Raw genomic sequence first — 15,529 nt, forward strand, 5'->3', positions numbered from 1 at the left:
GACGAAGTCGTCACCGCAAAGAAAGGCGCAAACGTGACGACCGCCCCATTGGGGCGGTCGTTTTGTTCACGCATCAGCTGTTGTTGTGGTCGACCTTGATGGTCGGGTCGCTACCGGCAATCAGGTTGTGAATGTTGGCAGTGGACCAGTTGTTGCCTTCCAGTTTGATCGTCACGTCCGGTGTGGCGGCAGCCGCATCGGCGGAGTTGAACTTGCCCGCCGAGCTGACTTGCAGCGACGACACGCCGTCGACCGTGGTGATTTTCAGGAAGTTGTCGATGGTGCTGCCGGTCTCGCCCTGCAGCAGGTCACGCAGGTCGATGCGGTCACCTTCGCTGGCGTTGAAGTCCTTGATCACATCGTTGCCGGTGTCGCCTGCTTTCCAGACGAAAGTGTCGGCACCGGAACCGCCGATCAGGATGTCATTGCCCTGACCGCCTATCAGTGTGTCGTTGCCGGAGCCGCCCAGCAGGATGTCATTGCCCTTGCCACCATCGAGCACGTCATTGCCGCCACCGCCGAACAGGATGTCATTGCCTGCGCCGCCCAGCAGCGTGTCGTTGCCGTCGTGGGCACCGGACACATCGAACGCCTGATAGTGCTCGGTGATGTACTGGTGCACGTTGCTGGTGGTGACTTTGCTGACATCGACGCCGGTCTGCTGCGCAACGAACGCCTGCATCGCCTGGTAACCCTCGCCGGCAATGCCGTTGAAGCTCACCAGGTCGCCGAACAGGATGTCGTTGCCGTCGCCGCCGTTGACCGTGTCGTTACCCGGCATCGTCGCTTCGGTGTGGCCGATGATCGAGTTGGCCAGGTCCTTCGGATCGATGTTGGTCTGCGGGTTGTGATCAGTGTCGTAAGGTTTCAGGTCGTTGAGGCTGACACCGCTGTTGATCCCGATGGCTTCCACGTTGGACAGGTTGCCCAGCAGCGCGAAGGCGCTGTTGGCGTTGTCGGTGGTGGCCGAACTGGTGCTGCTGCCGGAACCTGCCAGGTTCGACAGCTCGTAGGTGCCGTCGCCCTGGGCGTGAATCGTACCCAGACTGTTCCAGTTCCAGCTGCCGTTCTTGTACGTCTGCAGCACCACGGCACCGGCCGTGCTGATGGTCAGGTAGTGCGTGCTGTCGATGTAGGTGCTGAAGCTGTCGCCCAGTTTGTAGTTGCTGGTCTTCACCACGTCGTCGAGCTTCACGTTGCCGTACAGCGTCGGGTTGGTCTGTTCGCCGCTCTGGTAGTAGGTCGGCTGGCCGTCGGTGATGAAGTACGTGAGGTTCTTCGCCCCGGTATTGGCAACCGCTTCGGTGCTCTGGAAGAAGTTGGCCGTGGCCTTGAACACGTCTTCGTAGTTGGTGCCGCCGCCGGAGGTCATCGAGTCCAGCACCGCTTTGAGCTTGGTCAGCGCGTTCGGGTCGTTGAGGTTCACCGACACCGACTTGTTGACCTGGGTATCGAAATCCACCAGGAAGATGTTCACCGTACCCGAGTTGTTGCCCATGCTCTGCTTGAGGGTGTTGAACACCGAGGTCAGCGAGTCTTTGGCGGCGTTGATCGACGAGGTGCTCATGCTGCCCGAGCTGTCGACCATGAACGCGATGTTGTAGTTGGTGCCCGGCACCACGGTCAGGCCGCCGATGTCGGCGACGATGATGTCGTTGCCATCGGTGCCGGTGACGGTGTCGTCGGCCGAGGTGGCGACAATCGAGTTGTACACCGCCGGCACCACGGTGACCGGAATGGTCGCGGTGGTGCTGGCAGAGCCGCCCAGGGCCTCGGTGGAGGTCGAGGTCACGGTCAGGTTGAACTGGCCGTTGTAGTAGGCCGGCGGGGTCACGGTCAGGCTGCCGAGGTTCCAGCCGGTGACGTTGGCGTCGCCGCTGGTGGCGGTCACGGTGAAGCTGTGACCCGCGCCGTCGCTGAGCACCGAACCGACCGGTGCGCCGCTGATCTTGATGCTCAGGGTTTCCGAGCCGTCGGTGTCGGTCAGCGCGGTGCTGATCGACGACAGTTTCACGGTGGTGCCTTCAGCGCCGGTGTTGAGCTTGTAGCCGTCGTAATAGCCTTCGCCGTTGGTACCATGCAGGTCGGAAACGGTCACGCCGGAGTTCACCAGATCCTGCACGCCGGTGTAGATCGGCACGCCGGCACTGCTCAGGTCGATCGGCGCAGCGCCGTTGACCGACAGGTTGACGTCGTAGCTGCCCGGACCGCTCTGGTTGTGGTGGTAGATCTCCAGGGTGTAGTAACCGCTCGTGGTCGGGGTGAACGAACCGTTCAGGTTGCCGCCAGCGCCCCACGTCGTGGAGGCCACGTTCTTGCCGCCGATGTTCACCAGCAGGCTGTCATCGCCGGTGCCGGTAAAGGTGTAGGTCTTGCCGGCTTCGAGGTAGATCAGGCCGGACGTCTTCGACGCCGTACCTGCCGCCACGTTGCCGTCGGACTGCACGTTGGTCACGTTGCCTTTGGAGTTCGCGGTGCCGGCACCGTCGATCACGTTTTTCAGGGTGGTCGAGTTCGCGCCGCTGCCGTCGGTACCCAGGCCCGACAGACCGGTCCAGACTTCCTTGATCAAGCCAGTGGACTTCACGCTGTTGTCGGCCACCGACAGGGTCGGCGCATCCGCCACCGGCGTGATGTCGATCTTGATCGTGCCGGTGTTGCCCAGCAGTTGACCGTCGGTTGGCTGGAACTTGATCTGTGCGTAGTCAGCCTGATTGTTGCCCACACCGTTTCCGCCGTAGCCGTTCGCGCCCGATTCGTTGGCGTCCGGCAGGAAGCGCAGCTTGCCGGCATCGATGTCGGCCTTGCTGAACGTCTGGTTGGTGGCGACATCTTTCCAGGTCGAGCCGTCCAGGTACTGCAGTTTGCCTTCGCCCGGCAGCTGGGTGATTTTCACGCCCAGGCTCGAGGCCGGGCTGTCGACGTCGGTGACGCCGAAGGTCGACCAGCCGAGGATCAGCGGGGTGTCTTCGGTGCCGGTGACGTTGACCGGAGCAGCGACCGGCGCGTCGTTGACCGCCACCACGTTGACCGTGGTGGTGGCGACGTTGGAGTAATTGCCGCCATCGGTGACCGTCACAGTAATGATCCGCGGCACGGTGCTCGGGTCTTCACTGCTGTTGGTGAAGGTGATGTTCTTGATCGCCTGCATGTAGTCGGCGAGCGTCGCATTGCCTGAGAGGGTCAGCGTGATCGTGCCATTGGTGCTGTTGGCGTTGATGGTGATGCCGTTGACGCTGTTGCCCAGGTTCAGCGCATCGCCGTCCTGACGGTTGGTCAGCACGATGGTGGCGCCGGTCAGCATGGTGCTGTCCGGGTCGGTGATGCTGATGTCGGTATCGGCAATCGACACGCCCGCGCCCGGGGTGTTTTCGGTAAAGGTCACCTTGTAGTCGGCCCCGGTGGCGCCGCTGGAGTTGTTGGCGTCGAGGTCGATCACCGGTGGCGCATCGTTGTCGATGATCGAGGTGCTGACGCTGCCGTTGGTGCTGCTGACGGCCAGGTTCTCGAAGTTGCCGCCGGTGGCCGAGTCGATCTTGACTACGAAGTTCTCGGTGCCTTCGGTGATCTTGTCGTCGATAGTCGCAACGTTGAATTGTGCGCTGCTGGCGCCCGCCGGGATCTTCACGGTGTACACGCCGGTGAAGTCCGAACCGTCGGCGGCGGTGCCGCTGTAGACGATCTTCAGGGTCACTTCGGTTTGCGCCGGGTGCGTCAGGCTTACGGTGTAGCTGGCGGTCTGGCCTTCGGTCACCGAGGTGCTGCCGGTGATGCTGACGGTGGTGGTGTCGATGGTGTCGGTGACGTTGGTCACCGCTGGTGTGGTGCTGGTCACCAGGTTTTCGAAGTTGCCACCACTGGCATTGGTGATGGTGGCCTGCACGGTGCCGGCGTCTTTGTAGACGTCATCGGCCGGAGCCGGAACCGTGACGGTGCCGGTGGTTTTGCCGGCGTCGATGGTGATTACCGAGCCGTTGCTCAGGGTTACGGTCACCGGCGAACCAGCGGCGTTGGTCAGCGTTGCGGTGTAAGTGATCTGGCCACCCTCGGCCACGGTGCCGGTCGCGGTCAGCGACAGGTTGGTGGTGTCGATGGTATCGGTCACGGTGGTGCTGACCGGCGTTTTGTCGGCCACAAGGTTTTCGTAGTTGCCGCCGCTGACGTTGGTGATGGCGTTGGTCAGCGGTGCGTGGCCGGTCAACGCGTCGTTCGGCGCAGTCGTGGTGACGGTGCCAGTGGTCTTGCCGATGTCGATCGTGATGGTCTGGCCGTTGGACAGTGTCACGACAACCGGCGAGCCGGTGACCGGAGCGCCCACGGTGGCGGTGTAGACGACGTTGCCGCCCTCGGCCGCTGTTGCGGTCGCGGTCAGCTTCACGGTGGTGGTGTCGATGGTGTCGGTGACGTTGGTCACCGCTGGTGTGGTGCTGGTCACCAGGTTTTCGAAGTTGCCACCGCTGGCATTGGTGATGGTTGCCTGAACAGTGCCGGCGTCTTTGTAAACGTCATCGGCTGGAGCCGGAACCGTGACGGTGCCGGTGGTTTTGCCGGCGTCGATGGTGATTACGGCGCCGTTGCTCAGGGTCACGGTCACCGGAGTGCCCGCAGCGTTGGTGAGGGTCGCGGTGTAGATGATCGAACCGCCCTCGGCAACCGAATTGGTGGCGCTGAGGGTCAGGTTGGTGGTGTCGACGGTGTCGGTGACGGTGGTCGAAACCGGAGTCTTGTCGGCGACCAGATTTTCGTAGTTGCCGCCGCTGACGTTGGTGATGGCGTTGGTCAACGGCGCATGGCCGTTCAACGCATCGTTCGGTGCGGTGGTGGTCACAGTGCCGGTAGTCTTGCCGACTTCGATGGTGATCTGCTGACTATTGGCCAGGGTCACGGTCACAGGCGAACCGGTGACTGGAGCACCGACAGTCGCAGTGTAAGTAACGGTGCCGCCTTCAGCTACCGACTCGGTCGCGGTGAGTTTCACCGTGGTGGTGTCGATGGTGTCGGTGACGTTGGTCACGGCTGGCGTGTTGCTGGTCACCAGGTTTTCGAAGTTGCCACCAGTGGCATTGGTGATGGTGGCCTGCACAGTGCCGGCGTCTTTGTAGACGTCATCGGCTGGCGCCGGAACGGTGACGGTGCCAGTGGTTTTGCCGGCCTCGATGGTGATGACGGCGCCGTTGCTCAAGGTCACGGTCACCGGGGTGCCCGCAGCGTTGGTCAGTGTGGCGGTGTAGGTGATCTGGCCACCCTCGGCCACGGTGCCGGTCGCACTGAGCGACAGGTTGGTGGTGTCGATGGTGTCGGTGACGGTGGTGCTGACCGGGGTCTTGTCCGCTACGAGGTTCTCGTAGTTGCCACCGCTTACGTCGGTAATCGCGTTGGTCAGCGGTGCGTGACCGTTCAACGCATCGTTCGGTGCGGTGGTGGTCACGGTGCCGGTGGTCTTGCCGACTTCGATGGTGATTTGCTGACCATTGGACAGGGTCACGACAACCGGCGAACCGGTTACAGGCGCGCCAACCGTCGCGGTGTAAGTAACGGTGCCACCTTCAGCTGCCGATTCGGTCGCGGTGAGTTTCACCGTGGTGGTGTCGATGGTGTCGGTGACCTGGGTCACCGCCGGAGCGGTGCTGGTCACCAGGTTTTCGAAGTTGCCACCGCTGGCATTGGTGATGGTTGCCTGAACAGTGCCGGCGTCTTTGTAAACGTCATCGGCTGGAGCCGGAACCGTGACGGTGCCGGTGGTTTTGCCGGCGTCGATGGTGATTACGGCGCCGTTGCTCAGGGTTACGGTCACCGGAGTGCCCGCCGCGTTGGTCAGTGTGGCGGTGTAAATGATCGAACCGCCCTCGGCAACCGAGTTGGTGGCGCTGAGGGTCAGGTTGGTGGTGTCGACAGTGTCGGTGACGGTGGTTGAAACCGGAGTCTTGTCGGCGACCAGATTTTCGTAGTTGCCGCCGCTGACGTTGGTGATGGCGTTGGTCAACGGCGCATGGCCGTTCAACGCATCGTTCGGTGCGGTGGTGGTCACGGTGCCGGTAGTCTTGCCGACTTCGATGGTGATTTGCTGACCATTGGCCAGGGTCACGGTCACAGGCGAACCGGTGACTGGAGCACCGACAGTCGCGGTGTAGGTGACGGTGCCACCTTCAGCTGCCGACTCGGTCGCGGTGAGTTTCACCGTGGTGGTGTCGATGGTGTCGGTGACGTTGGTCACGGCTGGCGTGTTGCTGGTCACCAGGTTTTCGAAGTTGCCACCAGTGGCATTGGTGATGGTGGCCTGCACAGTGCCGGCGTCTTTGTAGACGTCATCGGCTGGCGCCGGAACGGTGACGGTGCCAGTGGTTTTGCCGGCCTCGATGGTGATGACGGCGCCGTTGCTCAAGGTCACGGTCACCGGGGTGCCCGCAGCGTTGGTCAGTGTGGCGGTGTAGGTGATCTGGCCACCCTCGGCCACGGTGCCGGTCGCACTGAGCGACAGGTTGGTGGTGTCGATGGTGTCGGTGACGGTGGTGCTGACCGGGGTCTTGTCCGCTACGAGGTTCTCGTAGTTGCCACCGCTTACGTCGGTAATCGCGTTGGTCAGCGGTGCGTGACCGTTCAACGCATCGTTCGGTGCGGTGGTGGTCACGGTGCCGGTGGTCTTGCCGACTTCGATGGTGATTTGCTGACCATTGGCCAGGGTCACGGTCACAGGCGAACCGGTGACTGGAGCACCGACAGTCGCGGTGTAGGTGACGGTGCCACCTTCGGCGGCGGTTTCGGAAGCGGTGAGCTTCACGGTCGTCGTGTCGATGGTGTCAGTGACTTCGGTAACCGCTGCAACAGTGCTTGGCACCAGGTTCTCGAAATTGCCGCCGGACGCGTCCTTGATGGTCACTTCGACTTTACCGGCGTCTTTGTAGACGTCATCGGCCGGAGCCGGAACGGTTACGGTGCCCGTAGTCTTGCCGGCGTCGATGGTGATCACGGCGCCGTTGCTCAACGTTACGGTCACTGGCGTGCCGGCCGGATTGGTCAGGGTCGCGGTGTAAACAATCGAGCCACCTTCGGCCACGGTGCCGGTCGCGGTCAGCGACAGGTTGGTGGTATCGACGGTGTCGGTGACGGTGGTGCTGACCGGTGTTTTATCGGCGACCAGATTTTCGTAGTTGCCACCGGAAACGTTGGTAATCGCGTTGCTCAACGGTGCATGGCCGGTCAGCACATCGTTTGGCGCCGTGGTGGTCACGGTACCGGTGGTTTTACCCACTTCGATGGTGATTTGCTGACCATTGGCCAGGGTCACGACAACCGGCGAACCGGTCACCGGCGCGCCAACCGCCGCGGTGTAAGTAACGGTGCCACCTTCCGCTGCCGAATCGGTCGCGGTGAGTTTCACCGTGGTGGTGTCGATGGTGTCGGTGACTTCGGTAACCGCTGGAACCGTGCTGGGCACCAGGTTCTCGAAGTTGCCACCGGTTGCATCCTTGATGGTGACTTCGACCTTGCCCGCATCCTTGTAGACGTCATCGGCCGGAGCCGGAACGGTCACGGTGCCGGTGGTCTTGCCGGCCTCGATGGTGATCACGGCGCCGTTGCTCAAGGTTACGGTCACCGGAGTGCCGGCCGGATTGGTCAGCGTTGCGGTGTAAGTGATCTGGCCGCCTTCGGCCACAGTCCCGGTCGCGGTCAGCGACAGGTTGGTGGTGTCGACGGTGTCGGTCACCGTGGTGCTGACCGGAGTTTTGTCGGCGACCAGATTCTCGAAGTTGCCACCGCTCACGCCGGTGATCGAGTTGGTCAGCGGCGCATGACCGTTCAACGCATCGTTCGGCGCGGTGGTGGTGACGGTCCCGGTGGTTTTACCGACCTCGATGGTGATCTGCTGACCGTTGGCCAGGGTCACGGTCACAGGCGAGCCGGTTACAGGTGCGCCAACCGTCGCGGTGTAGGTAACGGTGCCACCTTCAGCTGCCGACTCGGTCGCGGTGAGTTTCACCGTAGTGGTGTCGATGGTGTCGGTGACATTGGTCACGGCCGGAACAGTGCTCGGCACCAGGTTCTCGAAACCGCCGCCGGTGACGGTCGAAATAGTTGCTTCGACCTTGCCGGCATCCTTGTAAACGTCATCGGCTGGCGCCGGGACCGTCACGGTGCCCGTAGTCTTGCCGGCTTCGATGGTGATCACGGCGCCGTTCGACAGGGTCACGGTCACCGGGGTGCCGGCCGGGTTGGTCAGCGTCGCGGTGTAGACAATCGAACCGCCCTCGGCTACCGAATCGGTGGCGGTCAGCGACAGGTTGGTGGTGTCGACGGTGTCGGTCACCGTGGTGCTGACCGGAGTTTTGTCGGCGACCAGATTCTCGTAGTTGCCACCGCTCACGCCGGTGATCGAGTTGGTCAGCGGCGCATGACCGTTCAACGCATCGTTCGGCGCGGTGGTGGTGACGGTCCCGGTGGTTTTACCGACCTCGATGGTGATCTGCTGACCGTTGGCCAGGGTCACGGTCATAGGCGAGCCGGTTACAGGTGCGCCAACCGTCGCGGTGTAGGTAACGGTGCCACCTTCAGCTGCCGATTCAGTCGCGGTGAGTTTCACCGTAGTGGTGTCGATGGTGTCGGTGACATTGGTCACGGCCGGAACAGTGCTCGGCACCAGGTTCTCGAAACCGCCGCCGGTGACGGTCGAAATAGTTGCTTCGACCTTGCCGGCATCCTTGTAAACGTCATCGGCTGGCGCCGGGACCGTCACGGTGCCCGTAGTCTTGCCGGCTTCGATGGTGATCACGGCGCCGTTCGACAGGGTCACGGTCACCGGGGTGCCGGCCGGGTTGGTCAGCGTCGCGGTGTAGACAATCGAACCGCCCTCGGCTACCGAATCGGTGGCGGTCAGGTTCAGGTTGGTGGTGTCGACAGTGTCCGAAACCGAAGTGTTGGCCGGTTTGCTGTCGACCGCGAGGTTTTCGTAGTTGCCGCCGGTGGCCTTGTCGATGGTCACGCTCAGCGAGCTGCCGCCCGCCAGCGGGCTGTTCGGCGCGACGAAGTTCACGGTGCCGGTGGTCTCGCCCACGGCAATGGTGATGGTCTGGCCGTTGGAAAGGGTCACCACCACTGGCGAACCGGTCACTGGCGCGGTCACGGTCGCGGTGTAGACCACGGTTTCGCCTTCGGCGACGTTGGCGGTGGCGGTCAGCGACACGGTGGACGTGTCGATGGTGTCGTGGACGGTGGTGATCGCCGGGGCAGTACTGGTGACCAGATTTTCAAAGTTGCCGCCGGTGGCGCCCTTGATGGTCGTTTCAACGGTACCGGCGTCCTTGTAGACGTCGTCTTTCGGCGCGTCGACGGTCACGCTGCCGGTGGTCTTGCCGGCCTCGATGGTGATCACGGCGCCGTTGCTCAGAGTCACGGTCACCGGAGTGCCGGCGGCGTTGGTCAGTGTGGCGGTGTAGGTGATCTGGCCACCTTCGTTGACTTCCGGCGTCGCGGTCAGTGTCAGGTTGGTGGTGTCGACGGTATCGGTCACGGTGGTGCTGACCGGCGTTTTATCGGCGACCAGATTTTCGTAGTTGCCGCCACTTACGTCGGTAATCGCGTTGGTCAGCGGTGCATGGCCGTTCAGCGCATCGTTCGGTGCGGTGGTGGTCACGGTGCCAGTAGTCTTGCCGACTTCGATGGTGATGGTCTGGCCGTTGGACAGGGTCACGGTCACAGGTGAACCGGTCACCGGTGCGCCAACCGTCGCGGTGTAAGTAACGGTGCCGCCCTCAGCCGCCGACTCGGTCGCGGTCAGTTTGACCGTGGTGGTGTCGATGGTGTCGGTGACTTCAGTAACAGCCGGCACCGTGCTAGGCACCAGGTTCTCGAAGTTGCCGCCGGACGCGTCCTTGATGGTCACTTCGACTTTACCGGCGTCTTTGTAGACGTCATCGGCAGGCGCCGGGACAGTCACGGTGCCGGTGGTTTTACCGGCGTCGATGGTGATGACGGCGCCGTTGCTCAAGGTCACGGTCACCGGGGTGCCCGCAGCGTTGGTCAGTGTGGCGGTGTAGGTGATCTGGCCACCCTCGGCCACGGTGCCGGTTGCGGTCAACGACAGATTGGTGGTGTCGACGGTATCGGTCACGGTGGTGCTGACCGGCGTTTTATCGGCGACCAGATTTTCGTAGTTGCCGCCACTTACGTCGGTAATCGCGTTGGTCAGCGGTGCATGGCCGTTCAACGCATCGTTCGGTGCGGTGGTGGTCACGGTGCCAGTGGTCTTGCCGACTTCGATGGTGATGGTCTGGCCGTTGGACAGGGTCACGGTCACAGGTGAACCGGTCACCGGTGCGCCAACCGTCGCGGTGTAAGTAACGGTGCCGCCCTCAGCCGCCGACTCGGTCGCGGTCAGTTTGACCGTGGTGGTGTCGATGGTGTCGGTGACTTCGGTGACGGCCGGAACGGTGCTCGGCACCAGGTTCTCGAAGTTGCCGCCGGACGCGTCCTTGATGGTCACTTCGACTTTACCGGCATCTTTGTAAACGTCATCGGCTGGCGCCGGAACGGTTACGGTGCCGGTGGTCTTGCCGGCCTCGATGGTGATCACGGCGCCGTTCGACAAGGTCACGGTCACCGGAGTACCGGCCGGGTTGGTCAATGTCGCGGTGTAAACAATCGAACCTCCCTCGGCGACCGAATTTGTGGCGCTGAGGGTCAGATTGGTGGTGTCGACGGTGTCGGTGACAGTAGTCGAAACCGGAGTCTTGTCGGCCACCAGATTTTCGTAGTTGCCGCCGCTCACGCCAGTGATCGAGTTGGTCAGCGGCGCGTGACCGTTCAACGCATCGTTCGGCGCGGTGGTGGTAACGGTGCCGGTGGTTTTACCCACTTCGATGGTGATGGTCTGGCCGTTGGACAGGGTCACGGTCACAGGTGAACCGGTCACCGGTGCGCCAACAGTCGCGGTATAGGTGACCGTGCCGCCTTCAGCTGCCGATTCGGTCGCGGTCAGTTTGACCGTGGTGGTGTCGATGGTGTCGGTGACTTCGGTCACCGCTGGAACGGTGCTCGGCACCAGGTTCTCGAAGTTGCCACCGGACGCGTCCTTGATGGTCACTTCAACCTTGCCGGCGTCCTTGTAGACGTCATCGGCCGGTGCTGGAACGGTCACGGTGCCGGTAGTTTTCCCGGCTTCGATGGTAATCACGGCGCCGTTGCTCAAGGTTACGGTCACCGGAGTGCCCGCAGCGTTGGTCAGCGTCGCGGTGTAAACGATCGAACCACCTTCGGCCACAGTGCCGGTCGCGCTCAGTGTCAGGTTGGTCGTGTCGACGGTGTCGGTGACCGTAGTCGAAACCGGGGTCTTGTCGGCCACGAGGTTTTCGTAGTTGCCGCCGCTGACGTCAGTGATCGAGTTGCTCAACGGTTCGTGACCGTTCAACGCGTCATTCGGTGCAGTGGTGGTGACGCTGCCGGTGGTCTTGCCGACTTCGATGGTGATTTGCTGACCGTTGGCCAACGTGACAGTCACTGGCGAACCGGTCACAGGCGCACTGACCGTTGCGGTGTAGGTGACAGTGCCACCTTCAGCCACCGAAGTATCGGCGCTCAGCTTCACAGTCGACGTGTCGATGGTGTCAGTGACTTCAGTGACGGCCGGGACGGTGCTAGGCACCAGGCTCTCGAAGTTACCGCCCGACGCGTCCTTGATGGTCACTTCAACTTTGCCGGCATCCTTGTAGACGTCATCGGCCGGAGCCGGAACGGTCACGGTGCCGGTGGTCTTGCCGGCCTCGATGGTGATCACCGCGCCGTTGGACAGGGTCACGGTCACCGGAGTGCCGGCCGGGTTGGTCAGTGTCGCGGTGTAGACGATCGAACCACCTTCGGCCACGGTGCCAGTCGCGGTCAACGACAGATGGGTGGTGTCGACGGTATCGGTCACGGTGGTGCTGACCGGCGTTTTATCGGCAACCAGATTTTCGTAGTTGCCACCGGAAACATCAGTGATCGCGTTAGTCAGCGGTGCATGACCATTCAATGCATCGTTCGGCGCAGTGGTGGTCACGGTGCCGGTGGTCTTGCCGACTTCGATGGTGATTTGCTGACCGTTGGCCAGGGTCACGGTGACTGGCGAACCGGTCACCGGTGCGCCAACAGTCGCGGTATAGGTGACCGTGCCGCCTTCAGCTGCCGATTCGGTCGCGGTCAGTTTGACCGTGGTGGTGTCGATGGTGTCGGTGACTTCGGTCACCGCTGGAACCGTGCTTGGCACCAGGTTCTCGAAGTTGCCGCCGGACGCATCCTTGATGGTGACTTCGACCTTGCCGGCGTCCTTGTAGACGTCATCGGCTGGCGCCGGGACAGTCACGGTGCCGGTGGTTTTACCGGCGTCGATGGTAATGACAGCACCGTTTGACAAGGTCACGGTGACTGGCGAGCCGGCAGCGTTGGTCAGTGTCGCGGTGTAAACGATTGAACCACCTTCGGCCACGGAGCCGGTAGCGCTCAAGGTCAGGTTGGTGGTGTCGATGGTGTCGGTGACTTCGGTAACCGCTGGAACGGTGCTTGGCACGAGGTTTTCGAAGTTGCCGCCAGAGGCATCCTTGATGGTGACTTCGACTTTGCCCGCATCCTTGTAGACGTCATCGGCTGGCGCAGGAACAGTCACGGTGCCGGTGGTTTTACCGGCTTCGATGGTGATGACGGAGCCATTGCTCAACGTCACGGTAACCGGGGTGCCGGCCGGGTTGGTCAGTGTCGCGGTGTAGACGATCGAGCCGCCTTCAGCCACGGAACCCGTCGCGGTCAGCGTCAGGTTGGTCGTATCGACGGTGTCGGTGACCGTAGTCGAAACCGGGGCCTTGTCGGCCACGAGGTTCTCGTAATTGCCGCCGCTTACGCCGGTGATCGAATTGGTCAGCGGCGCGTGGCCGTTGAGTACATCGTTCGGCGCCGGGGTGGTCACGCTGCCGGTGGTCTTGCCGACTTCGATTGTGATTTGCTGACCATTGGCCAGGGTCACGGTGACTGGTGAGCCGGTCACTGGGGCGCCAACGGTGGCGGTGTAAGTGACGGTGCCGCCTTCAGCGACCGACGTGTCAGCGGTCAGTTTCACGGTTGAAGTGTCGATGGTGTCGGTGACTTCGGTAACCGCGGGAACAGTGCTTGGCACCAGGTTCTCGAAGTTGCCGCCGGACGCGTCCTTGATGGTGACTTCGACTTTGCCGGCGTCTTTGTAGACGTCATCGGCCGGGGCCGGAACGGTCACGGTGCCGGTAGTCTTGCCGGCCTCGATGGTGATCACCGCGCCGTTGGACAGGGTCACGGTGACTGGCGAGCCGGCGGCATTGGTCAGGGTCGCGGTGTAAACGATCGAACCGCCCTCGGCCACGGTACCAGTGGCGCTCAGGGTCAGGTTGGTGGTGTCGACGGTGTCGGTGATCGTGGTCGAAACCGGGGTTTTGTCGGCCACGAGGTTTTCGTAGTTGCCGCCCGTCACGCCAGTGATGGAGTTGGTCAGCGGCGGATTGCCGGTCAGCGCGTCATTCGGCGCGGTGGTGGTCACGGTGCCGGTGGTCTTGCCGACTTCGATGGTGATTTGCTGACCATTGGCCAGGGTCACGGTGACCGGGGAGCCGGTCACAGGTGCGCCGACAGTGGCGGTGTAGGTGATGGTGCCGCCTTCCGACGCCGTTTCGGTCGCGGTCAGTTTCACCGTGGTGGTGTCGATGGTGTCGGTGACTTCGGTCACGGCCGGAACGGTGCTCGGCACTAGGTTCTCGAAGTTGCCGCCCGTGGTGCCGGTAATGCTGACTTCGACTTTGCCCGCGTCCTTGTAAACGTCATCGGCAGGTGCCGGAACGGTCACGGTGCCGGTGGTCTTGCCCGCTTCAATGGTGATGACGGAGCCGTTGCTCAACGTCACGGTCACCGGAGTGCCGGCCGGGTTGGTCAGCGTTGCGGTGTAAACAATCGAACCGCCCTCGGCCACGGAGCCGGTCGCGGACAGCGACAGATTGGTGGTGTCGATGGAATCGGTGACGGTGGTGGTCGCCGGCGTGGTATTCGGCACCAGATTCTCGAAGTTGCCGCCGGTAGCGCCGGTAATGGTGGTGCTGACGGTGCCGCCATTGTTGTAGACGTCATTCGGTGCGGTCGGCACGTTGACGCTGCCGCTGGTCTTGCCGGCTTCGATGGTGATGGTCGAGCCGTTGGACAGGGTGACGGTGACCGGCGTCTGCGCCGGATTGGTCAACGTCGCGGTGTAGGTGATCTGGCCGCCCTCGACCACGGTGCCGGTCGCGGTCAGGGTCAGGTTGGTAGTGTCAATCGAATCGACGATATTGGTGACGGCTGGCGTCGGGTTCGCCACCAGATTCTCGAAATTGCCGCCCGTGGCACCGGTGATCGTGGTGGTGACGGTGCTGCCATTGTTGTACACGTCATTCGGCGCGGTCGGGACGTTTACGGTGCCGGTGGTCTGGCCGGCTTCGATGGTGATGGTCGAGCCGTTGGACAGAGTGACGGTGACTGGCGTCTGCGCCGGGTTGGTCAGGGTCGCGGTGTAAGTGATTTGGCCACCTTCGGTGACGCTGCTGCCCGCCGTCAGTGTGACGGTGGTGGTGTCGATGGTGTCGGTGACCTGGGTCACGGCCGGTGTGGTCGGCACGGTGACGGTAATGCCGTTGCCGCCGGTGGTGCCGGTGACGGTCACGTTGATCTGGCTGGCGTCGTTGTAGACCGTGTCATTCGGTGCCAGCGGCACGTTGACCGTGCCGGTGGTGGAGCCGGCCGGAATCACGATCACCGCACCATTGGACAGGGTGACGGTCAGGTCGGTCAGCGGCGCCTGGGTCAGGGTCGCGGTGTACACCAGCACGCCGCCGGCTTCGGTGATGGTCGGTGTGGCGCTGAGGCTCAGGGTCGAGTCGCGCAGGGCGTTGGTGGTGGTGTCGGTGGTCTGGCCGCCGGTGATGTTCTGGGCGGCCTGACCGGCAGAATTGATGCCTGCGGTCGGGAAGCCGATGGTCGGGTCCACGCGTCCAGCGGTGGCGTCGAGCATCACGAAGCTGTGGCCACCACCGGCGGCACCGCCGGTGCCCGCAGCGGTCGGGCCGGCAGCGGTGGCTTCAAGCGCGGTGGTCGGGTCGGCGCCGGCGGCAATGGCTTGCTGCAGTTCTTCAACGGACGGTGCGGCTTGCGCAGTGGCCTCGGCCAGGTCAGTGCTGGAGTCCGGAGTATCGGCGCTCCATTGGGTATCACGACCCAGATCGAGGGTGCGGCCATCTGCCAGTTCCAGGGACACCGCGCCAGCGACGCCGGTATCGACCTGATCGCCTGCGAACAAGCGGTCGCCTTCAACGAGTACGCGACGGACGCCCTCCGGGGACACCACGAAAACCTGACCGACAATGCTTTTGACGATGGCAACAACACTGCTCATTGAAGACTCTCCGGGTGTCACGTTCAGTTGACTTCCATAGACCTGATGGCCTTTCTGCGCCGATTCAGTCTGGACGTACTTTTAAAAAAATGTGGATCAAGTTTGACGCTGATTTGTGTCAAT

Annotated in this window: 1 protein-coding gene; it reads right to left on the reverse strand. The window is 62.7% G+C overall.

Annotation, left to right across the window (positions count from 1 at the left end):
- Positions 1 to 73: 73 nt before the first annotated feature.
- Positions 74 to 15,406 carry a LapA family giant adhesin gene (locus tag NWV16_RS01670; RefSeq protein WP_260521720.1) on the reverse strand — a complete coding sequence of 5,111 codons (15,333 nt, stop codon included), beginning with the start codon at positions 15,404 to 15,406 and terminating at the stop codon, positions 74 to 76.
- Positions 15,407 to 15,529: the final 123 nt, after the last annotated feature.

The organism is Pseudomonas sp. BW7P1 (assembly GCF_024981055.1).
GTDB classification, from domain to species: Bacteria; Pseudomonadota; Gammaproteobacteria; order Pseudomonadales; family Pseudomonadaceae; genus Aquipseudomonas; species Aquipseudomonas bananamidigenes.